The 25,986-nt window shown below is 44.6% G+C and carries 21 protein-coding genes; 10 read left to right on the top strand and 11 right to left on the bottom strand.

Translation table 11 applies throughout. The features are described 5' to 3' along the window. Positions 1-30 precede the first annotated feature (30 nt). From ilvC to GWO68_RS07360, 6 genes are all read right to left on the bottom strand, one after another. On the bottom strand, positions 31-1,074 hold the full coding sequence (ilvC, locus tag GWO68_RS07335) for a ketol-acid reductoisomerase (RefSeq protein ID WP_162345775.1): 1,044 nt from the start codon (positions 1,072-1,074) through the stop codon (positions 31-33). 251 nt (positions 1,075-1,325) lie between these two features. Further along, the gene (locus GWO68_RS07340; protein ID WP_162345776.1) at positions 1,326-1,568 is read right to left on the bottom strand and encodes an ACT domain-containing protein; all 243 of its coding nucleotides are present in this window, start codon (positions 1,566-1,568) and stop codon (positions 1,326-1,328) included. 10 nt (positions 1,569-1,578) lie between these two features. Continuing rightward, positions 1,579-3,339, bottom strand: a complete 1,761-nt coding sequence (ilvB, locus tag GWO68_RS07345; protein ID WP_162345777.1) for a biosynthetic-type acetolactate synthase large subunit — start codon at positions 3,337-3,339, stop codon at positions 1,579-1,581. Beyond that, complete coding sequence (ilvD, locus tag GWO68_RS07350) at positions 3,272-4,951, bottom strand: dihydroxy-acid dehydratase (RefSeq protein WP_162345778.1); 1,680 nt, start codon at positions 4,949-4,951, stop codon at positions 3,272-3,274. Before ilvD ends, ilvB begins: the two co-directional genes overlap by 68 nt. Before the next feature lie 67 nt (positions 4,952-5,018). Next, on the bottom strand, positions 5,019-5,906 hold the full coding sequence (locus GWO68_RS07355; protein WP_162345779.1) for a branched-chain amino acid transaminase: 888 nt from the start codon (positions 5,904-5,906) through the stop codon (positions 5,019-5,021). 955 nt (positions 5,907-6,861) lie between these two features. Further along, positions 6,862-7,233, bottom strand: coding sequence for a hypothetical protein (locus tag GWO68_RS07360; protein WP_162345780.1), 372 nt, complete (start codon positions 7,231-7,233; stop codon positions 6,862-6,864). A gap of 458 nt (positions 7,234-7,691) precedes the next feature. Between GWO68_RS07360 and GWO68_RS07365 the strand changes: the two genes are divergently transcribed. Next, positions 7,692-7,958: a hypothetical protein gene (locus tag GWO68_RS07365; protein ID WP_235941980.1), complete on the top strand. Its 267-nt coding sequence runs from the start codon at positions 7,692-7,694 to the stop codon at positions 7,956-7,958. Between the two features lie 38 nt (positions 7,959-7,996). Here the strand turns inward: GWO68_RS07365 and GWO68_RS07370 are convergent, their stop codons facing one another. Next, positions 7,997-8,233 carry a hypothetical protein gene (locus GWO68_RS07370; protein ID WP_162345782.1) on the bottom strand — a complete coding sequence of 79 codons (237 nt, stop codon included), beginning with the start codon at positions 8,231-8,233 and terminating at the stop codon, positions 7,997-7,999. 331 nt (positions 8,234-8,564) lie between these two features. On the opposite strand from GWO68_RS07370, the gene GWO68_RS07375 reads away from it, so the two are divergent. Together GWO68_RS07375 and GWO68_RS07380 are read left to right on the top strand one after the other, a co-directional pair. Beyond that, positions 8,565-8,993, top strand: a complete 429-nt coding sequence (locus GWO68_RS07375; protein ID WP_162345783.1) for a hypothetical protein — start codon at positions 8,565-8,567, stop codon at positions 8,991-8,993. A 10-nt stretch (positions 8,994-9,003) separates the two neighbouring features. After that, entirely contained in the window at positions 9,004-9,360 is a 357-nt protein-coding gene (locus tag GWO68_RS07380) for a hypothetical protein (RefSeq protein ID WP_162345784.1), read from the top strand. A 118-nt stretch (positions 9,361-9,478) separates the two neighbouring features. On the opposite strand, the gene GWO68_RS07385 is transcribed toward GWO68_RS07380, so the two are convergent. Beyond that, the gene (locus GWO68_RS07385; RefSeq protein ID WP_162345785.1) at positions 9,479-9,679 is read right to left on the bottom strand and encodes a hypothetical protein; all 201 of its coding nucleotides are present in this window, start codon (positions 9,677-9,679) and stop codon (positions 9,479-9,481) included. A gap of 140 nt (positions 9,680-9,819) precedes the next feature. On the opposite strand from GWO68_RS07385, the gene GWO68_RS07390 reads away from it, so the two are divergent. Then, the gene (locus GWO68_RS07390) at positions 9,820-13,719 is read left to right on the top strand and encodes a hypothetical protein (protein WP_162345786.1); all 3,900 of its coding nucleotides are present in this window, start codon (positions 9,820-9,822) and stop codon (positions 13,717-13,719) included. Positions 13,720-14,260: 541 nt separating this feature from the next. Here the strand turns inward: GWO68_RS07390 and GWO68_RS07395 are convergent. Together GWO68_RS07395 and GWO68_RS07400 are read right to left on the bottom strand one after the other, a co-directional pair. Further along, entirely contained in the window at positions 14,261-14,989 is a 729-nt protein-coding gene (locus tag GWO68_RS07395; protein WP_162345787.1) for a LytR/AlgR family response regulator transcription factor, read from the bottom strand. After that, entirely contained in the window at positions 14,976-16,049 is a 1,074-nt protein-coding gene (locus tag GWO68_RS07400; RefSeq protein WP_162345788.1) for a sensor histidine kinase, read from the bottom strand. The genes GWO68_RS07395 and GWO68_RS07400 overlap by 14 nt, the downstream gene beginning before the upstream one ends. 212 nt (positions 16,050-16,261) lie before the next feature. Between GWO68_RS07400 and GWO68_RS07405 the strand changes: the two genes are divergently transcribed. After that, positions 16,262-18,127 (top strand): alpha-amylase family glycosyl hydrolase, encoded by a 1,866-nt coding sequence (locus GWO68_RS07405; RefSeq protein ID WP_162345789.1) that lies wholly within the window; start codon positions 16,262-16,264, stop codon positions 18,125-18,127. Between the two features lie 38 nt (positions 18,128-18,165). Next, on the top strand, positions 18,166-19,305 hold the full coding sequence (locus GWO68_RS07410; protein WP_162345790.1) for an acyltransferase family protein: 1,140 nt from the start codon (positions 18,166-18,168) through the stop codon (positions 19,303-19,305). Positions 19,306-19,802: 497 nt separating this feature from the next. Here the strand turns inward: GWO68_RS07410 and GWO68_RS07415 are convergent, their stop codons facing one another. Beyond that, positions 19,803-21,245, bottom strand: a complete 1,443-nt coding sequence (locus GWO68_RS07415) for an alpha/beta hydrolase family protein (protein WP_162345791.1) — start codon at positions 21,243-21,245, stop codon at positions 19,803-19,805. 342 nt (positions 21,246-21,587) lie between these two features. Here GWO68_RS07415 and GWO68_RS07420 point away from each other — a divergent pair, with 342 nt between their 5' ends. From GWO68_RS07420 to GWO68_RS07435, 4 genes are all read left to right on the top strand, one after another. Further along, entirely contained in the window at positions 21,588-22,625 is a 1,038-nt protein-coding gene (locus tag GWO68_RS07420) for a sensor histidine kinase (protein WP_162345792.1), read from the top strand. A gap of 97 nt (positions 22,626-22,722) precedes the next feature. Next, positions 22,723-23,445, top strand: coding sequence for a LytR/AlgR family response regulator transcription factor (locus GWO68_RS07425; protein WP_162345793.1), 723 nt, complete (start codon positions 22,723-22,725; stop codon positions 23,443-23,445). A 305-nt stretch (positions 23,446-23,750) separates the two neighbouring features. Further along, entirely contained in the window at positions 23,751-24,668 is a 918-nt protein-coding gene (locus GWO68_RS07430) for a class I SAM-dependent methyltransferase (RefSeq protein WP_162345794.1), read from the top strand. Between the two features lie 47 nt (positions 24,669-24,715). Continuing rightward, positions 24,716-25,723: an alpha/beta hydrolase family protein gene (locus GWO68_RS07435; protein ID WP_162345795.1), complete on the top strand. Its 1,008-nt coding sequence runs from the start codon at positions 24,716-24,718 to the stop codon at positions 25,721-25,723. Positions 25,724-25,986: the final 263 nt, after the last annotated feature.

Below are 25,986 nucleotides of genomic sequence, written 5' to 3' on the forward strand. Positions count from 1 at the left end.
CATCCCGGATAAAGCGCCTGGCAATGGTTTTTACTTTTTAGGTCTGAGCTGGCGCACCTGAACTCCCGTTTGCCATAGTTCGCTGTTGCGCAGGTCGGCAAGTTCAACTTCCAGTTTCTCGCGGTAATCTGGCTGGCTGTTGGCGCTGATCACGATCTCGGCTTCTTTTCCGGCGGCGACGCTGTCGTATAGTTCGGTAAACAAGGGTTCGGTAGCCTCCTGGAAGCGGCCTTTCCAATCCAAAGCGCCACGCTGGGCGGTAGTCGAGCAATTGGCATACATCCAGTCCATCCCATTTTCCGCTACCAATGGCATCAGGCTTTGGGTCAGTTCTTCCACCGTTTCGTTGAACGCTTCGCTGGGGCTATGTCCATTTTTGCGCAGCACATTGTATTGTGCTTCAAATAGGCCGGCTATGGCACCCATCAACACGCCACGCTCGCCTGTTAAGTCGCTGTATACTTCTTTTTTAAATTCCGTCTCGAACAGGTACCCGCTCCCGATAGCTATACCCAGTGCCAATGCCCGCTCTTCGGCTCTGCCGCTGGCGTTCTGGTACACGGCATAGCTCGAATTGAGTCCCTGGCCCTGCAGGAAAAGCGAGCGAAGCGAAGTGCCGGAGCCTTTGGGCGCCACCAGAAAAACATCCACATGAGCAGGCGGAACGATCCCGGTTTTTTCATGAAATGTAACCCCAAATCCGTGGGAGAAGTACAGCGCTTTGCCTTCGGTCAGGTGTTTCGAGACAACCGGCCACGCAGCAATTTGCCCAGCATCCGATAGCAGGTTCAGCAGTATCGTTCCGCGCTGGCAGGCTTCTTCCAGTTCAAAAAGTGTTTCTCCTTCTAACCATCCGTCTTTCAGAGCTTTGTGCCACGATGCCGAATCTTTGCGCTGGCCCACGATCACATTAATTCCGTTATCGCGCAGGTTCAATGCCTGACCGGGGCCCTGTACCCCATACCCCAGTACAGCTATAGTTTCGTGTTGTAATACCTTCTGCGCTTTCGAAAGCGGGAATTCATCGCGGGTAACTACGTTTTCGAGTACTCCGCCAAAGTTTATTTGTGCCATTTTTTGAGTTGTGTTTGATGTTAATTTATTGATTGAAATAAGTTTTCGTTGTGGGCTTCTAAATCGCCCTCGTTTGCCTCTAGTGAGTGTGAGTTACTCTATAGTGTCCCGCTTGTATTTCACATTCACCGATTAATGCGCTCTGAGTCCGTAAGTAGCTCACACTCGCCATAAGAGAGCGAGGGCAACAAGCCATAACTATAGCAATTCTTGAGCGTGGACGCTCGCGCCATGATCTATCATGCCTTGATCTATAGTTTGCTACCTTCCTTCAGCTTCGCATCTGCCACTTCAATAATCCGTTTTAGTTGCGGGATAACTTTTTGCGCCAGTTCCTGGCTTATGTCTGCTGACACAGAGATCAGGCTTAGTTCCTGAAGGGCATTTGCACGTAAATTTAAAGTCATGATGTTTACCCTGTTGCGGGTAAATACCGTGGTTACTTTTTCCAGCACGCCTATCTTGTTTTCGGTGTAAATTTTTAAGGTCTGCATAGGTTCATATTTATTCGAGTAACATGCCATCTACTGCCGCGCCGGTAGGCATCATCGGAAATACATTTTCCTCGTTCTCCACTAGCACATTTAACAGGAAAGGCCCTTCGCTTTGTAGCATTTGCTGCACGGCTCCGGGCAGGTCTTCGCGTTTCTCCACCCGTAGCGCCTGTATCCCAAATGCTTTGCTAATCTCGGTGAAGTCCGGGTTTTCCATTTTCACGAAAGAGTAGCGACCATCAAAGAACATGTTCTGCCATTGGCGCACCATCCCCAAAAAATTGTTGTTCAGCACCATCACTTTCACAGGTACTTTGTACTGGGCTATAGTTGCCAGTTCCTGTATCGTCATCTGGAAACAGCCGTCTCCGATCACTGCCACAATCTCGCGGTCCGGAGCTCCTGTTTTTGCCCCCAAAGCAGCAGGCAGGGCAAAGCCCATGGTGCCCAAACCTCCGGAGGTGAAGTAACTTTTGCGTTTCCGGAAAGGGTAGTAGCGCGCTGCCATCATCTGGTGCTGGCCAACATCGGCGATCACCATTGCTTCGCCGCTCGTCTGCTCACCCAGTACCTGGATCACCTCTGGCATCGTTAGTTTTTCTTTGTTCGGGTACAGCGCATTCCGGCGTACTTTTTCTTCTTCCTGGGCATCCAGTTTCGCAAACTCATTTAGCCACATTGGATGTGAGTTGGTGTTAAGCAAGGGGGTGAGTTCCTCAAGTATAGCTAAGGCATCACCAAGTAATGGCACATCCGCTTTAACAATCTTGTTTAACTCAGAAGGGTCTATTTCGATGTGGATGACCTTGGCCTGCTTCGCATAAAAGTTCAGGTTTCCGGTTACGCGGTCGTCGAAGCGCATGCCTACGGCCAGCAGCACATCGGCCTGGTTGGTGAGCAGATTGGGCGCATAGTTGCCGTGCATACCCAGCATACCCACATAAAGTGTGTGGCTGGTTGAAATACACGACAAGCCGTGCAGAGTGCAGGCGACAGGTGTTTCTGTTTTCTCTGCCAACTGGAGCAAAGCTGTCTCCGCACCAGCAATGCCTACTCCGTTTCCGGCCAGTATCAGCGGGCGCTGCGCTTCGTTCAGCAAGGTAGCGGCATCCTGCAGGTTCTTCCTGGTAAAGCCCGAATCAGTTCTATAGTAGGGCAATTGCGTTACAGGCGTATAACGAAATGGCTTTTTAAGCTCTGCAAACTGGGCGTCTTTAGTAACCTCTATCACTACCGGACCGGGTTTGCCGCTTCGGGCTACATAAAAGGCTTTTGCCATCGCGTCGGCCACTTCATCGGCATCGGTTACCTGGTAATTCCATTTGGTTACTGCCGCACAAACACTCATAATGTTGGCTTCCTGAAAAGCATCTGTTCCTAACAGCCCCGAACTTACCTGGCCTACCACACATACCATCGGCACACTGTCCATCAAGGCATCGGCCAAGCCGGTTATAAGGTTTGTAGCGCCGGGGCCGGAGGTCGCAAATACCACCCCGACTTTTCCGCTTGCCCTTGCATATCCTTCGGCGGCGTGGGTAGCTCCCTGCTCGTGGCGTACCAGGATGTGGTTTACCTTATGGTTGAAATCGTAAAGTGCATCATAGATCGGCATGATCGCCCCGCCCGGATAACCAAAGATGGTTTCTACGCCCTCGGCTACCAGGCTGCGCATCACAGCTTCGGCGCCGGTACAGGTACTTTTAGCGGTCGGTGAGGCAGCCTTCTGAGGCACAGCCAACTTGTCTGGCGTATTTGTATAAGATTCCATTTTTAACTTTTAAAGGTGGCTGATTCCAGTTCTGTTTTCTGTTTTCGAGGGATTGGTCATCTACCAGCAGGTTAATTTTCCGGTTCAGGATGTCGAGCTCGATGGTATCACCATTTTGTACCAACGCCAGCGGCCCGCCATCAAAGGCTTCAGGTGAAATGTGCCCCACCACAAAACCATGGGTGCCGCCGCTGAACCTTCCGTCGGTAATCAGGGCTACTTTATCGCCCAGGCCGGCGCCCATAATGGCAGATGTGGGTTTGAGCATTTCGGGCATGCCGGGGCCGCCTTTCGGACCTACATATCGGATCACAACTACACTGCCGGGCATGATCTCTTTGCTGGAAAGGCTGTGCATCAGGTCGGCTTCGCTGTCGAATACCTGGGCTGTTCCTTTAAAGTATAAACCTTCTTTGCCGCTTATCTTGGCCACACAACCTTTCGGACTCAGGTTTCCATACAATACCTGCAGGTGACCTGTGTCTTTAAGAGCGCGGGTAAGAGGCCTCACCACATTTTGTTTTTCAAAATCCAAATCCAAAACATCCTGTAAATTTTGTTCTATTGTTTTACCTGTCACCGTCAGGCAATCGCCGTGCAAAGAGCCTTGCTGTAACAAGTACTTAATTACAGCTGGCACACCACCTACCTGGCACAAATGCTCCATCAGGTATTTTCCGCTTGGTTTTAAGTCAGCCAGTACCGGGGTTCTGTCACTGATATGCTGCACATCGGTTTGAGTTAGTTCCACTCCGGCGGTGGCGGCAATGGCCAGCAAGTGCAGCACAGCGTTGGTGCTTCCGCCCAGCGCTACCACCACCGTCAGGGCATTTTCCAGCGATCTCCGGGTGATGATGTCGGACGGTCTTAGGTTCAGTTCGAGCAGGTGCAGCATGGCTTTTCCAGCGTTCAGGCATTCGTCTTTTTTGCCTTCGCTCAGGGCAGGTAGGGAAGAGGAGTAAGGCAAACTCAAGCCCAGCGCTTCGATAGCCGCCGCCATGGTATTGGCTGTGTACATTCCGCCGCAAGCACCGGGCCCGGGACAGGCATTTTCGATCACACCGCAGTAATCTTCCCTGGTTATTTTACCTGAAAGCTTCTCTCCCAGCGCCTCGAATGCCGAAACAATATTTAGCTCTTTGCCTTTATAGTTGCCAGGCGCTATCGTACCACCATAGATCATCAGGGAAGGGCGGTTTAAGCGTGCCATGGCCATCACGGCACCGGGCATGTTTTTGTCACAGCCGGCTACAGCTACCAGGCCATCGTAGTAATGGGCAGCACAAACTGCTTCTATCGAGTCGGCTATCACTTCGCGGCTTACAAGGGAGTAGCGCATCCCATCGGTTCCGTTGGTAATGCCATCGCTGATGCCGATGGTGTTAAAGATTAGCCCTACCTGTTGCTGAGCGTTCACTCCGTTTTTTACCAGAGCGGCCAGTCCGTTGAGGTGCATGTTGCAGGTGTTGCCGTCGTAACCCATGCTGGCGATGCCTACCTGCGGTTTTTTGAAGTCGCTTTTGGTAAGGCCCACCCCGTGCAACATGGCTTGTGCTGCCGGCAGGGTATCGTCCTGGGTAAGTGTCGCGCTGTATTTGTTTAAGTGGTTCATGGTGGTATTTTTGTTTGGATCGCTTAGAACGAGAGTTCTTTTAATCTCCGCTTTAGAATAATTACTGTTATCTTGCTACAGATTCAGGCTGTGGTTCCCGTACCAGTTTGGAGTAGCGTTCCTGTAGTTTTTTACCAAGCGATTCCGACCAATCCAGCGGAAATCTATAGTTGTCTAACTGCGCGATGCCTATGATCTCGGCTGCCGTTCCGCAGTAAAAGGCGCTGTCGGCTGTTTTCAATTCTTCTGGGGTAAACTGTTTTTCTTCGCAGCTCAGGCCAAGTTCTGCGCACATTTCCAGTACGGTGGCGCGGGTGATGCCGGGCAGGATGTTGCCCAGGGCAGGCGTAAACAGTTTGCCATCTTTTTCCATGAACAGGTTGGCCCCGGGGCCTTCGGCTACAAAGCCAGCCGCATCCAACAGCAGCGCTTCGTCGTAGCCGTTTTCTTTGGCATGCACTGTGGCCAGTATAGAATTGATGTAGTGGCCGGTTACTTTAGCTTCCACATGCACCGATTTGGGGTTAGGGCGCTGGTAGGGTGAAGTACACAGGTTCAGCATTTTATCACCCAGGTAAGCGCCCCATTCCCAGGCCGTGATCAGCAGGTTAACGCCGGTCGGTTTGCTCAGGCTCATGTTGGGTTCCAGGTATACCACCGGGCGCAGGTAGGCATCCTGCAGGTTGTTCTGGGCCAGCACCTGGTACGAGGCATCCACCAGTTCTTCCACCGAATAATCAAGCGGGATGTGGATCAGGTCACAGGATTTCTTCAGGCGTTCGTAGTGCTCTTTTGCTTTAAATATGCTGGTTCCGTTTGCGGTAGCGTAAGAGCGGATACCCTCAAAAACACCGTACCCATATTGCAGTGTCTGGCTGTAAAGGTCACCGTTGGCTTCTATGGCCTTTACCATTTTTCGGTTCAGGTAAACTACTGTGTTGTTGTTGTAATACATGGTGCTTACGTTTAAAATGATGATGGAAATGTGAGTTTCGGATTTAGATTTGGAATGGGCTGAAAACAAAAGCGCCATCCTTGTTGGGGATGGCGCTCAGCTGTTTTCTATAGTTTAGTTTCAGCAATACATCCCCCGCGCGATCGGAATAATCACGATAATAATAATGCTGATAATGATCATGGTGCTGTGCAAGCTGTTCATCGGGGTATGGTTGCTTATGGTTGTTGCTATAGTTGGGTTAAATAAAAAAGGCCGCCCTAGTGGGGCGGCCTCTATGCTATCTTCAGTTTTATACTTCCAATTATATGCACATATATCCGCCCATCACTGGTGAAATAATCACCGCGATAATAATAGAGCGAATAATAATTTGTGCAGCTGTGTTTTTCATGATGGCACAAAGGTATAAGTATTATTTCTTAAGATGCAAATAAAAATAAAATTAAAAGCATACTGGCCTTACAACTGTTTATGGCTTATCACGTCAACTTGCCACCTAAAATAGTACTTGGTGTAATAGCTTACTATAATCAACAAGAAGAAGGTATTCTTACTATTGTCTAAAGGTGACAATGCTGAAGACAGGTTTTACAGGAGAGAATGGTTACGTAAAAAAATGTTACTTTTCTGTTACTCTGCACACAAAAAGCCCGCTTATTTGCTGAAATAAGCGGGCTTTGATGGGTTATCGTGTAGACCAAAGGATGGAATTATCGAACCATTTCCACAGTGATTTAGCAAGCTTTTTCGGAAATCTGTAACTTAACTTTTCGAAGCATCAGCTTGGTTTAGTTCCCGCTCATAGTATACTCTGTCCCTTCCCTGAGGATTTGCCGGATCAGTACAATAATAGATACGTTTGGCATAACGTCTTACAGTCAAATTATGTGAAGGATCTGTTCTGGCAAAGACAGTTGACCCTTCGGGATATTTATTTTCCATTGTGGGAGGATTAGTTTTTGTTAGATTTAGTTGCTGCCTTAGCTGCTTTATTTGCCTGCTTATCTGCTTCTATGCGGTTATGTTGGGCTTTAGCTTCCATTCTTGCAGCGCGTTTGGCTTGTTTAGCCGCATAAGAAGCTTCCTTATCTATGCGTTTGGCTTCATTTGCTTTCGCTTCTGCACGCTTTGCATCTGCTTTTGTTTGAGCTTTTAAGTCTTTAGTTGCTTGTAGGCGTAGTTCGTCTCGTATTGCTTTTTCTTTATCAAATTCCTGTGCTTGTTTTTGTTCCTCTTTTGTAGGGGCATTTTGGGCAAAGGATGGTGTTGCTGCAAACAGAAAGAGTCCTGTTATCAGTGGAAGTAAAATGAATTTGTAAGTCATATTTTTTAGGAAAAGGTATATTCTATTATCCTGTTTATATATACGTGCTTAGCAAAGTATTAACCGGAAGTATTTGAATATAAGTGGTTTATATTTTAAATAGTGCTACGGGACATGCTTGATGTACATAATTTCCGGAGCCGTCTGCGCTAATTTTCTACTCTTATGAAATTTGAAATCACTCCTGACCCAAAAATTGCGATTAGATGTACAGATCTTGTACTACGTTAGGGTGTTATAAGAACTACTACAATAACTATAGGTTAATAACTAATCAACCACTACCTGTACATGCTCTATTTTAAAGCATGGCTTTTGTCCGGGAAAACGTCTGTTTGGATAAAATATAATCTTGTGATTGTTTCAGATAACAAATCATTAAACTGACAGCTTATACTTTCTCTAATAAAGTGATCTACCGCCGTTTCATAGCTTCGTCAGTACGTTCAGCAAAATGGATGAACTTTATGCGGGCTGTCTCGCCGGAAGGTTATGGCCACCTGCGTTTCTTTAAGCAGGTGCGCAATAATCTGGGTGAGGATATAGGTTTCAGGAAATACTTTGAAGGGGAACTTCGGAAATTGCCCGCACTTTACAGGAACATCATCCAAAAAGATTCAGGCTATTGGTGGCAGTGGCTGCCGGAAGGAGCTATAGAACATGACCCTATTGTTTACCAGCAAAAGCATAATTTACAGCAGAACAGGAGTGCAAGCCACGCTTAGTTACCAACTACTTCTTGAGAGGTTGCTTCGATAGCAATTTACGGCTTCAAGGTACATATGAACTGCGTCAGCGCAAGTGGATGTTTGCCTTGCATGATACTGATAACAGAGGCCATCAATGTCTCATCTTTCATCAAACTAGAGTTTAAGTCCATAAGGGAACTGAAGCTTTTTTTGTCTTCTACCTGGATGTAGGACCTAAGCTGATGATAAAAAGCTAATGCTTCTCTTTTTTCTATTCTAATATTCAAATTATTAAACACTGCTGCTTCCATCCCTTTCCTCGTTTAGGTTAATAATTGAAGCTGTTTAGTTGTGCAGCGGTTCATACCCTATACTTATACGACACCTGCATCAGGTAATAAGTTCTTAGGGTTAACATTATCTTTAAATTGTTATAATATGGTTCTAGCGATTAACTTCTGATAACCGGACGGCTTAAATGTTAATTTAAGAATAATATAATTGAAACTTATTGATATATAAACTTTTATCTGTAAATAGAGTGTTGTGAGATTATACATTCTCATCACGGCCCGATGGCCTGGTTACGTTATTCAAAACGTTAATCTGCTCTCTATCCATCCCGCTCTTATTGTATCAATTATGAAAATAAGAATTGTAACCAGTGGCGACTACCGGGATTATTTAATGGAACTTCTAGGAAGAGAGCCGGCAGCATTTGAATTATTTGCTTTTGAACGCAACCAGAACTTACTGCGCATTACAAAGCGGCAGGTAGCAAACGATATTTACCATATCACCTTTACAAATGGCACAGGTATTAAACTGGTCACAGATGGAATAGTTCAGGGAGGAGACATTCAGCTGCATAGCCTACAGGAGGAACACCGGTTTTATACGGTATTTCTGGAAGCGTATGGTATTGAAGAGGAGCAATACCTTATGTTAGATGCAGCTGTGAAAACTATTTGCTTGGATAATTCTATACTAGCGCTGATACAAGGGGTTCAGCTTATAACCATGGAAGATTTGTTGACTAATTATAGTCCTGTCTTTTACAACTTAGATTAAGAAATAAGCTATGACACAAGAACAATTTTACTATTGCCTTAACCGGATTGTAGAACTTAGAGAAAAGATAATGGAAACCTACATTGTCCGAAGAAGAGCACAGGCGATAGAATCTGCCCAGGCCGAGGAGCAGCAAGTAGATTTTAATGCACTAAAAGTATTTGCTGAAAACAAAGAAGATGCAGATAGAAATACTGCAGAAGCGCAGGCACTCCTAAAGGAGCTTGCAGCGCAAGAAGCCAAAATCAGAGCTTTTGTACCTGTATCGGTTTATGGCACCAAGATAAAGGCTACGCACCTGGACGGACCTGACTTATATTTAGTGGTTGAGGCTCATCGCATAGCCATAGAGAAAGCTACGCTGTAATTATGTTAACTTGTTGTATGGTAGCGTTACAGGGGGGGTGGTTATAACTCCCTCATTTCGAGTAAAGGTCTGAAAGACCGATAAAAGGGTGGTCTTATAAATGGTGCTTTATTAGTATTTACCGGAGCTTATTAATAAAGCTTGAAAGTTGGTTGGTATAGTCCCCTTTGGTGAGGCACAGCATTTCTCCGGTAATATCATTTTTCATCCATACCACAGCATTTTCCTGTTCCCCATTCTCTGTAATATATTCCTGCCAGTATTGTTGAGCAGCTATATTGAGCTTATGTTCTAATTTTTTTAGCCTGTTTTCGTCCATGATAACTGAATTAACTCTATAGTCTATACGATAAATTCAAAGCTGATAGTTCAGTAATATCTCAAATTTATACAAGGCGTAAAATAAATTATCGGCATCAAGACATGCCCTTATCTTTTATCCTTTAAAGCAAACATCAAATGTCGAAGCCAGTTATAACAGGCTTAGGCCCGAAAGCCTTAAAAACTGCAGGTATTGTGCTTGTAAGTATAATTGGGTTATTGATGTTTGCGTTGGTAGCACTTTATTTCCTGGCAGAGCCACTAGTAGAGCGTTACATTAAAAAGCAGGTTATCCGCCAGACGGAAGGGCTTTACCAGATCGATTTCAATGAACTGGAGCTTTTACTGCGTTCCAGAAGCATCACACTGCATGGGATTCACTTTTACCCGGATACAGCTGTTGTGAGGCAGCTAAAGGAAAAGGAACAAGCCAGCCGGAGCCTTTTCGACATCCAAACCCCAAGTATAAAAATTGAACACATCCACCTTGCTGACCTGATCTGTAACAATCAGTTAAGTATAAATACTGTTGTTGTAGCACACCCTGAGATCACGCAGCTACTAAATAAGTCTGTAAAGAAAAATGAAAAGTATAGCAAGGCTGGCTCTTTGGAAGTTGTTCGCATCCGGCAACTCGACATACAGGGTGGAAGCTATAGTTTGCTGGCACTGGGGCAGCGAAGCTGGCCGCAACATAAAATAGCACACCTTTCGCTACAGGCGCAGGACTTTCGGCTAAACTTACGGGCAGGACAGGATATTCCCGAAATGCTGCAGTCAGATGCAGTTGATCTCAAGATTCAGAACTATACTTATCATTCCCCGGATAGTGTGTATGCCATACGTGTTGGGCGGTTTTTCTTCTCCTCCAGGCAACAGGCGTTGAAAGCCCTGGAGGTAGAGGTGCAACCAGACATCCGGGTAAATGCAGGACTACCTAAAGACCGGGGCCATCATTTCGTTTACCAACTCAAAATACCCTTGCTGAACATCCGTGGCCTGGATGTGGCAATGGCCTGGAAAACCAAACAAATGCACTTGGAAAGATTACTGCTGGAGCGCACCTCCATACGTATTCTCGAAGACCTTACCGTACCCGATTCCGCTTCATTTCCAACGCTGGCCGAACTTTACACCGACCTGTCACCTTTCCTGAAGGAAATTGGCGTAAAGGAACTACGCCTGACCAACAGCAGCTTCAGCTATCGCCAGAAAAACAGTGGCATCCATACTATACATAGCATCGATAAGGCAAACATTTACTTGCAGGCGCTACAGCTCGATTCTGCCACCCTTTTCACGCCGAAAGAAAAAGCCTTTGCCGCAGCGATAACCCTAGCCACAGAAAACTATACTTATAGCCCCCTCACTAATCCTTATGCCCTCAAGATAGGGAACATGAACCTGTCTACCCGCGACAAGACCCTACAGGTAGCTAACTTGCATTTGAAAGGAGACTGGGAAAAAAATGATAGGCTGAAAAATCTCGGCAAGGCGAAACACACATTTTACGACATCAAATTTCTGGCCCTGCATTTAAATGAACTGGACCTGTTGCAGGCTCTCCGTACATCCGAACTGAAGGCAGGAAGTATAACTGCAGCGCAACCTGAAATTGATATACGCACTGACCTGTTGGTGTCTAAGCAGGAAGTATGGCCAGGATTACAGGAGTTATACCAGCAAGTTTCCGGTTTGATAACAAGGCTGGAAGTAGGAAAGATAAGTATAACAGATGCCTCCCTCACACAGCATAGTAAGACCAGGAATATTCAGTTATTGCATCAGCTCGATCATACCTCACTGACAGGCACTGGCCTGGTAATAGATTCTGCCTTCATTTATCATCCGAATAGAGAACTGCCGGTGCAGGATCTGGTGGTAACGGCCAAAAGTTATCGCTACCGGATGCCCGATAACTCTTACAGTTTTGCCCTGACCGGATTGCGCTACGCTGCCCGTCAGAAAGAATTCTTGGCCAACTCAGTAAAAGTGAACTCCAACAGCAAGGAAAATGAAAGGCAAATGCCATATAGTAAAGATAGCCGAACACGCTTCGACCTTTCTGCAAATACACTTCGGGTAACAGGTTTGGATCTGGTTAAGGCTCTTAATACTGGGCACCTGCACGCAGAACAGGTTTTGCTCAGGCAACCGGATGCGGCTATCCTGCTGGACCGTAAGGTGGCAGCATCAAAGTCTGGGCAACAGGAGTTAAGGCAGGGACTTTTTGATCTTTTGAATATTATTTCAGTGAAGAATATAAGGCTAGAAGATGGCTCCTTTGCATTCAGCGAGAAGCAGGAACCAGTTATGCGCACCCATTTGCTTGAGCACGCCACTGTCACTGTATCCGGTTTAAATCTGACGGCTGCTAGTATGGCTAACCTGGCCAATATGCTCCCGATGGAAGAGATGACCTTACTTGCAGAGGATTATACTTACTGGTCTACTGATAGCCTTTATACCATCCGGCTGGACAGCGTATACTATAGCAGCAGGCTACAGGAGGTTATTGCCCATACGTTTACGGTTAGTGCCGATAGGGGAGTAAACGAACGCTTAAAAGCTGAAAGCCCGGAACTGGCCAGCCGTAACCTGATCGATATTTCAGCAGAGAGGTCCCGTATTACCGGTTTTAATCTGATCCATGCCTACGCTACAGGGCAGTATCACATGCATAAGCTGCTGCTTACAGGCCCTAAGGTAAATATTTTACAAGACCATAACGTGACTCCGGTAGTCGTTAAAGTAACAGACAGGCATGATACAACAGCCTCAAGCGACGCTGCTAATCAACAACTGCCAGATATGGAAACAACTTTCAGGGTGGAGCGCCTGGAGGTTGCAGATGGCACATTTGATTTCCATATACTGGAAGATACCATCCGCATAAGCCAGACCCTGGAGCACGTTGCCCTGGGAATAGATCAACTCGAGCTGGTATCACTGGAAGCAAACGACCTGCTGGAAATTTTTGAGGTGGAAGACATCAATATGCTAGTAAAGGGATATACCTTTTACACACGCGACAGCCTGTATGCATTAGAGGTAAAAGAGATGAGGGCTTCCATGCAAAACCGATCGCTATCAGTAGATAGTCTTCGCCTGCGGCCGCTTTATAGCAAAGAACAATATGCAAGCCTGTTCCGCTATGCCAGTGACCGTATTGATTTGACGGTACCTGGTATTGAGGTGCAGGACATTAGTCTGCGGAGGCTATTCAACAATCAGGAGATTGTGGCACATAAAATGTTGATCCGTAACCCGGATGTAGAGATCTACCGCGACAACAGGCTTGGAATTGACCCGGAACTAAGGCCACCGACCCTGCAAAGCGCGCTGCGTGGGGCAGGGTTTTACATTAAACTGGATACAATTCTGGTAGAAAAGAACAACTTGAAACACCCTATTATCGCCATGGATGGTATCAAGCCTGCGGTTTTTCTGTTGGATAATATTCGGATGCAGGCTTTTAACGTCACAAACGATACGGCCATAATCCGGCAGAATAACATGTTAACTGTAAATGCTTCGGCACTGTTTATGGGTGTCAGTACCTTGCAGGCCCATTTCCGTTTTCAGTTGGACCACCCGGATGACCGCTATACTTATGAAGGTACACTGGAGCCTATGGGTTTTACGGCAGTAAACCCTTTGTTAGAGAACATGGTATTTATTCGGATAAATAGAGGGCAGGTGCAAAATGTTTCTTTTAAGATAGAAGCAACCGGGAAGGAGGCCACAGGCCATGTGCATTTCCCCTATACTAACCTGAAGGTACAGCTCCTTAATAAACATGACCCGAATAACTCCGGCTTACTTTTAAAAGCAGGTTCCAAGCTTGTAAACATGTTAATCATTAAGTCAAATAATCCGTCCAAATGGGGGATATTTCGGGAAGGAAAAGTTAACGAGGGACGTGACCAAAAACGGTCTGTAACATACCACGTCAGCCAGTCTATGCGCGATGGGGTTACTTCCAGTCTGATGACTAAACTGGTGCAGCGCATAGTTTCCAGGTTTGTTGACTTATAGAATTTGGCGTAGATAAAAGATGGTATTTTTGTATGTATAGTAATTTGGTAAGAACTCGGATTTCAAGCAATTGTTAGAAAAACATATTCAGGAGTGTAAAACTACCTATTAAATGCTCCTGAATATTGAAGCCTACATTCTTGAAATCTAATTGGTTAGTATAAATGCTAGACAACGTTTTATTATGGCCATGTCAGTTTGGTTTGCCGTAGGCTTTTATTTCTAAAGAAGAGGATAAGAATACAAGATCTACAGTTAATAACATTGTACAAACAGACTATAAAGAAAGTGCTAATCGGTCAGGACTTAAAATAGGAGGAAAAAATGCGAGTAATACCGCTGAAAATCCTTTTTTGGTACTCTGGAAACAAAAAAGTCGCTCTATTTTACGTAGAGCGACTTTTTTGTTTGGTAGACCAAAGGATGGAATTATCGAACCATTTCCAGAGGGATTTAATGGCTTTGGAGAGTTATCTGGATTCGTAGATCAATAACTTCTCCATCACAGCAAAGGTTTATTGAGCATAAGGGAGACATCAACTTATTTTACATTTGCCTTAAGAGTACTATTAATAACATCGCTATACATTCTCCCAATAGGGATTTGCTTATCCTGAATTACTACATAACTGTTGTTATAGGCCTTTACTTTATCTAAAGCGATGATGAATGATCGGTGTACCCGAATAAATAAAGTATCAGGTAATTTTTCTTCCATTTCTGAAATGGCCTGGTAAGAACGGTATACTTCATTTTCTGTATAGATCAATAAACAGTTCCGTTGCGCTTCCAGGTATAAAATATCATCCAGGAAGATCTTTACCATTTTGCGGTCGCATTTGACGAAAACGAATGGTCTTGCATCAACTTTATCTATTGTTGGTAAAACAAAGCTATTGTGCTGGTAAAGGGTCAGGTAGCGGTTTATAGCTTTGGAAAATCGTTCAAATGAGATAGGTTTCAGGAGATAATCCACTGCGTTTAACTCAAATCCCTGGACAGCATATTCGCTATAAGCGGTCGTGAAGATGATGCCTGTGGTAGTCTTGATTATACTGGCAAACTGGATGCCAGGCACGCCAGGTAAATTAATGTCTAAAAATACCAGGTCAATCTTTTCCGAATTCAGAACTGGCAATGCCTTTGTACAGCTGCTGAAAGTCCCTAACAACTTGAGAAATGGGAACCGGGCAATGTGCATTTGCAGTACGCTTGCTGCCGGTGATTCATCTTCTATGATAATGCAGTTAATGTCTTCATGCGTCTGCATATAGTTTTATTTTTAAGGAGATAAAATAACTGTCTTCCTGTTCTGAGACATGCAGGTAATGATTTTCAGGGTATAATAGGGCAAGCCGTTTTTTTACGTTCACAATTCCAAATCCACTTTGCCCTTCCAGAGCATTGGCATCAGCCTTTTTTTGTGGGATACTGTTCTCTACTTTCAAGGTAAGCCAATCCTCTTTTATAGTAATATAGATGGTGATCCAACCGCTTTCCCGCTCATCGTTCATGCCATGCTTAAAACTGTTTTCTATGAAAGGTAGTAGCAGAAAAGGCTCTATCATCCTGTTTTCAACTTCACCTGTTACCGTAAAACTCAGTTCAAGCCGGTTATCGAAGCGCATCTGTTGTAGGGTAATATAGTTGCTGATGTACCGGATCTCTTTTTCAAGTGCTATAGTTTTGTCATTTGCCTCATACACCGAAAAGCGTAGCAGCGAAGAAATCTGGAGTAGCATATCGCCTGCATCATCCGACTTGGCCAGTATTCTGGAATAGAGACTGTTCAGCACATTGAACATAAAATGGGGATGAAACTGGTTACGCAGGGAATTTAACTCAGCCTCCATTTTTTCTGCCTGAATGGCCTGCGCTTTATTCTTTTCTATGGCCCAATAGTAAAAAAGCTTAATGGAAAAAGGCACTGTTACCACAAACTGCAGTTTAATAATATTGTACAAGTATGGCGCTGTACTTAGTAAGGGTTCTTTTTCCCAAAAAGTCAGGAAATAGCTTAAGATAATATGATTGTCAATCAGCCTTTGAAGGAAAGCGAAAACTAACAGGAGACAAGTATGAATGAGGAGAAAGCTTCCGATTTTGTTTTTAAAGAACATGGCTTCCATCAGCCACTCCACTACAAGCAGAACAAAAATTACCTTTGGTAAAAGACTGAATAACTCGTTGTAAAAAGCAGTTGAAATGTCCCATGCAGCAAAGCCCTGCGCAAGGCTGAAAAGCAATACGTAGCCTGCCCAATACAGTATATACCAGTTGCGTTTGCCTGCCCCGGAGGGTGTGAAAATCTCTGTTTTAATCTGGGGCATAGGTAGGTGGTGAGTTCAGTGATGTCTATGCAAAATAATGACTTTCATCTTATTTAAATCACTTTTTATCAAAGATTACTTTAGTAAGAAGCTGGTTGAACGGGCTGCCATGTTGTTTGTATCGGGAAACCTGTTTTATGTATAGGATAATTTTAAAATTTTAAGATCAAAATTATATTGATCTCAATTTCAGTGCTAAAAATCAATCCTATATGAAAAAAGGTAAGGTAGTGTTATTGCTTCTTTTAATTGTTTTTGGGATATCCTCAGTAAGCGCACAGGCTGCTACCGAAGTATATCCAACCAACTGGTGGACAGGCATGAAAATGAACCAGATTCAGTTGCTGATCAGGAGTACAGATGAGGAACTGGCGAGTAAAAAAGTAAGCATTTCTCATCCGGGCATTACCATCCTTAAAACTCACCAGTTCGAAAATGACAGGTATGTAGCAGTAGATATTTCCATTGCACCCACAGCCAAACCAGGTGTTGTAACTATAGAGCTGAAGGGAAAGGGGAAAACACAAAAGATAAAGTGGCGGCTGGATCAAAAGCGGGAGGGCAACGGTACTGCGTATGCTCAGGGAGTTACTTCATCCGATTTTATCGACCTATTGATAACAGACAGGTTCAGCAACGGCGATCCCTCCAACGACCGGGTAGCCGGCATGCGCGACCAGTCTTTGAACAGGGATTCGATTTACTACAGACATGGTGGCGATTTTCAGGGTATCATCAATCACATCGATTACTTCAAAAGCCTGGGTGTGTCGGCTTTGTGGCTGCTGCCCGTTTTGGAAAACGATCGCCCCGACAGAACAGAACATGGCTACGCCATTACCAACCATTATAAAATAGACCCGCGCCTGGGTGGAGCTGCCAAGTATAAGGAGCTGAGTGATGCCCTGCACAAAAACGGCATGAAGCTGATCATGGATGCGGTATATAACCATACAGGTTTGCAGCACTTTTTAGAACTGGACCCACCTGCCAAAGACTGGATGCACCGCTGGCCTAGCTTTACGCAGACAACTTACCGGGAACAGACCTTGTTTGACCCATATGCTGCACCATCCGATAAAAAAAGGATGAGTGATGGCTGGTTTGATAATGGCATGCCTGACATTAACCAGAACAACCCGTTCATGGCTAATTTTATCATTCAGAACATGATCTGGTACATACAGGAGTTTGGCATTGACGGCATCCGGATTGACACTTATACTTACAGTGATCTTGAGTTTGCCAACCGCTGCAACAAAGCCATTATGGATGAATATCCCAACATCACCATGTTTGGCGAAACCAGGGTATTCGGTACTGCCAATCAGGCTTATTTTAATGCGAATAACCTGAACTTACCTTATAAAAGTAACCTGCAGTCTTCCGTGGATTTTCAGTGTCTTTACTATGGCATTATACCAGCACTAACAGAACCTATCAGCTGGACAAACGGGGTGAATAAGCTTTACAATACGGCCAGTAATGATTTCCTGAATAAGAACCCTATGCAAAATGTGTTGCTACTGGATAACCATGATGAGCCACGATTTTTCTCGGTAGTAGGCGAAGATGTGGAGAAGCAAAAGATTGGCTACCAGTGGCTGCTTACCTACCGTGGCATTCCGCAATTATACTATGGGTCAGAAGTTTTAATGAAAGGATTTACAAACCCTTTTGATGGGTTGGTGAGAAAAGATTTTCCGGGGGGATGGAAAGGCGATTCCAAAAATGCATTTACGGGTAAAGGGCTTACAAAGGACGAACGCGAAGTTCAGGACCTGGTAAAAAAGCTGGGCAATTTCAGGAAAAACTCTTCGGCTATAAAGACAGGAAAGATGATGCATTATGTGCCGGTTAACGGTGTTTATGTATACTTCCGCTACGACGATGATCAAACTATAATGTGCGTGATGAACACGGATAGTAAAGCCCATGAACTTGATTTTAAGAAATATGCGGAGAGAACTAGCACCTTCTCAGAAGCAACTAACATCATCAGCAACGATAAACTAAAAGTATCGGAGAAAGCTATCATCCCGGCAATGCAGATGTGGGTGTTGGAATTAAAAAAATAAGTACACAAACTTCAGCACTTTATACTTTACAAAGCCAGATGGATCAGCAACAAAACTACATCACATCATTAACTTCTTTGCGTGGCATAGCTGCCCTGTGGGTTATGCTGTTTCACCTGGAAGTGATTTTCTTTTACAGGGATTTTGGACCTTTAATTCCGCACGAGCTAACCGGCATCATAACAAAAGGATACCTATGGGTTGATTTTTTCTTTTTACTCAGTGGCTTTGTCATAAGCCATGTGTACGGTGCAGCTTTTGCAGGTTCTTCAGACAAAGCAAAGCTGATCAAAACCTTCTTATGGGCACGTTTTACGCGAATTTACCCGCTGCACCTTTTTATACTTGTGTTATTAGTCCCACTCGCCATCATCATACCGCTTTTATTTCCTGCTGTGGTAGACGGCAGCTGGGAGACATTTCTTGCTTGGCCTGCACTTCTGGATAACCTGCTCCTGATCAATGCCATGAATCAACATGTTTACCTTTCCTGGAATATAGTTTCCTGGTCTATTGGTGCGGAATGGTGGGTTTATGTTTGCGCTTGTTTTATACTTCCGTTTGTATTCAGGAGTAACCTTACCTATAAAAGCATAGCCCTGGTTGTAGCAAGTGCAGTTCTTATTGGCATGTTCTCGATCCGGGGCAACTTAGATATAACGTTTGATTATGGTTGGGTAAGGTGTTTGACCGAGTTCACGCTTGGAACTATACTTTACCAGGTTTTCGTGCATCGAGTAGGGGTAGTATGGCTATCAAAAAACACCAGCTTTTTAATTACAGCGCTATTGATTGTAATAGCTTTTCATTTTAGTCTGAGCGATATACTCCTGATTCCGTTGTTTATACTTCTGTTACTTTGTGCTGCTTATAATTACGGGTTGGTTAAAAGGGTTTTGGAGAGGAAAACACTGCGCTACCTGGGAGATATTTCATACTCCATTTACATGATGCATGGCTTCTGGTTTTTAGTATATTGGTTTTCCCTGACCTATCTGAAAAGTGAATTAAAGATCATCTCATTATCCGTTCCAGTAAAACTTGGCCTTGGGGTTTCCTTTGTCGGCTTAACGATTATTAGTGCTCATTATACTTACCATTCTATAGAAATTAAGGCTCGACAGTTTTTAAGAAGCACAAGGTTTTTGCAAAGGAAAAAAAGTACAGTTAATGGATAGTGCTGCATTCCAATGCATATACTTTTGGTTGCAGATTAAACTATCATCAGGCATGATATTGTAAAATACGAACCAAAGGGGAAATTTATCGAACCAAAAAAGCCACTCCATTTAATGTGGAGTGACTCTTTTTATAGTAGTAGTCCGTAGGATAACTTAATGGGGAGTTACATCTGTAGCTTGAGACTTTTTAGGATCCTATAGCTTCGGGGTTTAAGTTAGACTGCCTACACTTAAGTTAATTTCATTTTAGTATCGAATCTTGATCAACATTAAATCATGCTTTGATGAGACCTCAACTCTTGGTTTGAGGCAGGGGCAGCTTATCGTTAGCAAGGAATAAACTCCCCCTGCCGGTTGCTATCTTGCGGCGGATGGTATACTGCCTATTTGATACTTGTGGAATCAGTTTGTAATATACAAACGTGAACTTTATATCGTCTTTACTTTTTTGCAGATAAACGTAAAAGAATAGCGGATGAAGTAAAGGATTAGCCTTAAAGGCTGTTCATCCAGTTTACCATGTACTCCACTACATCAGGGGCAAAGGTTTCCTCTAGGTTGTTATACTCTGAGATCAGGCCGGTGCTGGTAGTCTGGAACAGGTGGTTTTTGTTCTCGAACTCTTTGATTGTATAATGTTTATTGCCGCCTTCCTGAAGCGCTCTCTCTATGCGTTTCAGGTTAACAGATAATACCTGTAGGTCTTTGGATCCGTTTATGGCTAGCACAGGGCACTTTAGTTTCTGAATCTCTGAAGCTGTATTGTAAAACAGATCTTCGCGATAAGCCGGCGTCAGAAAATCTGCAAATTGATTTGGGTTGAGCGGAGTTGGCAGTTCCAGCAGCTTTCTTTCTTCAGGGCTGAGCTTTGCTACTTCTGAATCCAGCTTTTTAAACCTGGCAGCTATTTTGGATATGGCTTTGGCATCATCTTTTTCGCTTCGGATGGTCTCAAAAACAGCCTTCAATACCTTCTCATTCACAGCAATACCAGTCGGGCTCACCCCTATAGATTGATAGTGCGCACGGGCCTGCTCGTAGTAAGCCGTATGCACTGATTCTACTGCCGTCCCCGACAAGAGCACCACAAAAGCCACATCCGCTGCCCGATTTGCAGCAATAGGGGCTATCTCAGCACCCAAGCTATGACCTATCAAACCAATTCTCGATTTATCGATTTCGGGGCGGGACTTCAGGTAGTTAACAGCAGCCACGGCATCACTTGCCAAGTCTGCTATACTTGCCGAGGCAAAATCGCCGGTAGATTTGTTTACACCACGGTCATCGGTTCGCAGGACGGCATAACCGGCACGTGTCAGCATATCAGACAGCACCAGGAATACTTTGTGCCCGAATATGGTCTGGTTGCGGTCGTTGGGGCCGGAGCCGGAAATGAGCAGCACTACAGGGTGCAGGCCAGCGGTGTCAGGTATGGTGAGTGTGCCAGACAGAGTTACGTTGGCTGTTTCGTTGCGGTAGCTTACTTCTTCCGATAAGTATGGCAGCGGCTCTGTAGGCTCCTGCGGCCTGCGTGACTTTGCTACCGGAAGTTTCCCCACTTTTTTCATGTTCATCGGGAAGGCATCTGTGCTGTTTTGGGCCAGCCCACCCTGTATTGAAGTAGCATTTAACAGGGTGCCTTTGTAAGTGGCATTCAGCGCCTTTACCTGAAGTATTAGCTGGCTGCCGTCGAACTGCACTTCATCTACCGGGATGTCGTACACGTTTTGGTCGAGGCTGTGCAGCACGGCCTGCAGTTGCTGGCTTTCATTGTTACTGATTTCGAAAGCGATGTTCATGTGCACATCATTTTTGATCTGCAGCTTTCCAAGCCAGATTCCCTGTATAAGCTGGCCTTGCTGGGCCTGTGCCGCTGTTTGGAACAGGCTCAGGAGAAAGATACTCAGGAAGAGAATGGAGTTGTGTAGGAGTTTCATCGTTTTATTTTGTTTTAAATTGACTATCAGACACCCTGCCTGCTTTGATGATCCAAACCTACCACGACTTCTCCGGTACAGAAAATCAAATCCGCCAACCCATTCTCTTATTATGCCAATTCTGGATTTTATATTTCAGGCCGCGTTCGTCCATACTTTTTCAAGTTCACATAAAAAATCGTGCAGTTCATCCATCGTGGTGTGGAAGGTAAGGCGGGATTACTAATTTTAGGTGCCTGTCTGAATCAGGGTTTGTTTCCCATCTTTTAATGAAGAACCTGAATGGGGTAAATAAACTCTGATTAAAGCAATAACAGAAGAAAATCATTTCTACTTTACTGTATGCTGAAACGCAAACACATAGAACCCATTATACACGCGGTTGTCTGGCTGTCGGGTTACCTGGCAATTATACTTTGGGTAAACACGCTAGGCTCCTTCAAGAGCACCGACGGAACGATCCTGCTGCCCGTTACTATTGGCACCTTGCTCAATATCTGCCTGTTTTACACCATCTCACTTGTGCTGATACCGCGTTACTCAGCTACTAAAAAAGCGGGTATTTTCCTGTTAAGCTCATTTTCGTTGTGGGTGGGACTGACGGCTTTGGAGACAGGTATAGACTATTTGCTGTTCATCAATTATTATTCTACCGAAGATGAAGGCTTCTGGGGACAGCTGCTCATAAACCTGCTGTTCAACTTCATTATTTTCTCACTGGCGCTTGGCTATGGCTTTACTAAAAGCTGGCTACGCAACGAAAAGCAGCGACAGCAATTGAAAGAAGAAATGCTGCAGGCGGAGCTAAACTTTCTGAAGGCCCAGGTAAATCCGCATTTCCTGTTCAATGTGCTGAACATGGCCTATGCAAGCGCTGCCGGCAACGGCGACGAACGTACGGCAGGCATTGTAGAAAAGCTGGCTAACCTGATGCGCTATATGCTTTATGAAAGCAACGTACAAAGAGTGGAGTTGTCGCGGGAGTTGGAATATATAGGTAGTTTTATTGAGCTGCAGAAAATGCGCCTGTCGCCGGAGCTACAGACAACCGTAAAGTTCATCGTTGAGGGCGACCACATCAAGTATAAAATCGCACCGCTCATACTTATCCCTTTTGTGGAGAATGCCTTTAAGCACGGTATTCGGCTCGACAAGCCTTCCGATATTTTAATCAGGCTTAAACTGAACGACAGGCAGCTATACTTTGAAGTGCAGAACAGCATCGCACAGGCACGCAAAGAGCCGGGGCAAAAAGCCGGCGGTGTAGGGCTGGAAAACGTAAAAAAAAGACTAGCCTTGCTTTACCCCAGCACACACCAATTACAGATTTCCCGAAAAGATGATAAATTTAGTACATCACTTAACCTTAAGCTGGATTGAGGTGCGTTGATCTTGTTCAACTTTAGTTATTTCGGTTTACGTTTAATTTTGCCAATGAGACTTTCTAATTATCTAATTCCCAAACTCTCTAACATCCATGAAGTGTATTGTAGTAGATGATGAACCTTTTGCACTTGAGCTGGCTGCGGATTATGTGCGGAGAACACCGTTTCTGAAGCTGGCTGGCACGTTCAGCAATCCGGTAAAGACGCTAGCTTTTTTGATGGAGCAGGAGGTGGACTTAATTTTTCTGGACATTAACATGCCGGAGCTTTCTGGGATGCAGTTGCTGGCAGCCTTGCCGCGCAAACCAATGGTAGTGTTCACTACTGCTTACCCCGAGTTCGGTGCCGAAAGCTACAACTACGATGCCGTGGATTACCTGCTAAAACCCATCAACTACGCCCGCTTTCTGAAGGCGGTGAACAAGGCAGTGGAGCTACAGAACCTTAAAAGAAAAGACAACACTGCCCAATCTCCCGCAGAACGAGCTGCTCCAATCCAGGACAGATCGAATGTGCTCATTAAAAGCGGCACCCAGACCTTCAAGTTGAAGCTGGAAGACATACTTTACGTGGAGGGCGCAGGCAATTACATGGCTTTCTGCACCAGGGGCAAAAAGATTCTCTCACTGCTGACCATGAAAGAAGTGCTGAACCTGCTGCCTGCAGACCAGTTTGTTCGGGTGCACAAATCCTACATCGTGTCACTGAACCACCTCGATGTAATTGAGCGGCACCAGGTAACTATTGCAGGCAAAGCCATTCCGATTGGTCTTACTTACCGCGAGCAGTTTTTGGCCAAGGCAGGCAATCAATAGACTTGTAATATGTTGGGTAGTGCTTGTTATGGGGTCCAACTTTGTGCCTGATTGGGTTGATTTTTCGCACTTACTTAAGCCATATTCTGTATTTTAATAAATATATAATTTATATATAATATCTTATAACATAATTATCTATTGCGTATCTTAGTTTTACTGCATCATTTGGCAACAGCTACTCTTATGGTAAAAGAACTGCTTAAAGAGTACAGTATGCAATGTTTAGTTGTACCTCTTCAATAGCTGAGGAAAGGTTTTATTAAGTGATTGATTGACAGTATTATAACCTGGTGTTACCCGTTTTGGAAAATTTAAGGACACAGATCGATCGGCAGTTCGAGTACAGCAGAAGAAAGAACATCTTCTGCAACCTGAGTAATAACGTCTTAAGTTTTCAACCCGAAACTATAGCGTACCTGCGGCAAAACCATCAGGCAATAAAGACGCTAACCTCTGAAGAAGAAAACTCACTCACAAAGTACCTGGTTGATGGTGCTATTAGGTCGTTATGCCAGGCCAACCAGTTTTATTATTTTAATGAGCTTGATAAAGCTACTTTAAAAAAGCTTTATATAAAGCTTCTTTCAAAACTAAAAGCTTTGCCAGAGAGTGAAGAGAAAGAAGCTTATAAACAAATAGCCACAAAGCATTTCATTGCTCTGCAGTCATTTCTCAGAATGACTAACCCCTTTGCCAGACATCTTTATTCTAATAAGGAGCCCTATCTGGAGCAGGAAGTTGTTTGTGAAGAATATACTGCCGCTACACAGCTTCACTTGCTACATATTGACATTGCTACCCTGAAGGAGCCAATACTGGATCTGGGGTGCGGTCAGCAAGCACACCTGGTCAGGTATCTGCGTGATCAAAAGCTGGAAGCTTATGGTATAGATCGTAGCGTATCTCCTTCAAGCCACACTTTTAAAGCTGACTGGTTCGAGTTCAGCTTAAGCGACAAAACCTGGGGAACAATTATTAGTAATCTGGGCTTCTCCAATCACTTTCTGCATCACCATTTGCGGGTAGGAGGGGATTATGCCAACTTTGGGATTCGCTATAAAGAAATACTGCACGCTCTAAAAATAGGCGGGACCTTTTATTATGCACCGGATCTGCCTTTTATAGAGAATTACCTCAAACCTGAAGAGTTTCTGCTGCAGCGGTTTGCTGTTGAAGGTACCGAGTATAAAGCCATAAAAGTAACAAGATTGGGCTCTTAAGAAACGGGAAGGCGCATGATTTAACTATTATATTAAAACTAATTTGTATGAGGTTCTGCAGTATAAGCTGTATAAAAGTATCTGGAAGTGTAATAATCGTCCTGGTAAGTACCCTGGTGCTTTGTATCAAAAGCCTTGGTGCGGCTCCTGATTCCAGTCATACCACATTTCAAAAAGTTCCAGTGTCATTTAAAAGCGGAGATAACTTGCTTAAAGGGATACTGATAAGCCCCAGGGGAGCTAAAACTAAAGTTCCAGCTATTGTTTTCTGCGTTGGCTCCAGTAGAAGTTCCACTGTGGCAAACTACGCCTCTCTTTTGGACTCCCTTTTTGAGCAGCATCTGCCACTGGATAGTATAGCGCTTCTTTACTTTGATAAGCGAGGGGTAGGTGAGTCTGAAGGTAAATGGTACAACACAGATTTTGAAGGTAGGGCCGCCGACGCAAAGGCTGCTGCTGACTATCTAGCTTCACTCCCAATGATCGACAAAAGTAGGATTGCAGTGGCTGGACATAGTCAAGGAGGCTGGATAACGCAGGTATGCCTGGCAAAGTATCCTGACACCTTTGTGGGAGGTATTTCACTTGCCGGTCCGACCTTTGATGTAAAGGAACAGGTAAGAAATGACTATGCAAGTGTGTTGATGTGTCAGGAGCAGATGAAAGAACAGGCTGCCAGAGAAAAGGCGCTGAGAATGGTAAAGCGCGATTTTTTCCTGGCATCTCTGCTACCTGTCCAGGAAAACTGGAAGCAGCTGAAAGTCATCAGGAAGTTTGACCCGGGCCAGTATCTTCCTTTTATCAATAAGCCGATACTCCTGATGTTTGGGGAGAACGACGCCCTTGTTTCTCCTAAGTATGCGATTGAAACGCTGAACAAATATTTTCCACAAGGTACTCCATCTAATTTTAAGGTATTGACAGTTGCAGGAGCCAACCATTCTTTCAAGGTTGCTGATTTCTGCCACAAAGGACCCACAAAGCATCTACCTTATTCAAAAGAGAGCAAGAAGCAAATAGCTGCCTGGGTGCGGACTGTTCTTTTACAGTCTTAATGCAGCCCATGAGCAAAAGCTAGGTGTTAAAGAGTACGGGAGCTTCAACAGTGAGAAGTGCGCTAGCATGTGATGTTGTTTATGATGTACTGTTGTGTTTGAGTGAAGAATTATGAAAGTCATGCTTTACAGAGTTTCCCCAAGCCAATGCTTCTTGCACTGATCACCATATTTGCCATTGAACTGCTTCTGAACTTTCTTTTCCTTTAGTATCTGCTAGGCAAGGCAGCCATGCGCTAAATATTCATAAGTAAAACTGCTAA

The organism is Pontibacter fetidus (genome assembly GCF_010119545.1).
Lineage (GTDB): Bacteria > Bacteroidota > Bacteroidia > Cytophagales > Hymenobacteraceae > Pontibacter > Pontibacter fetidus.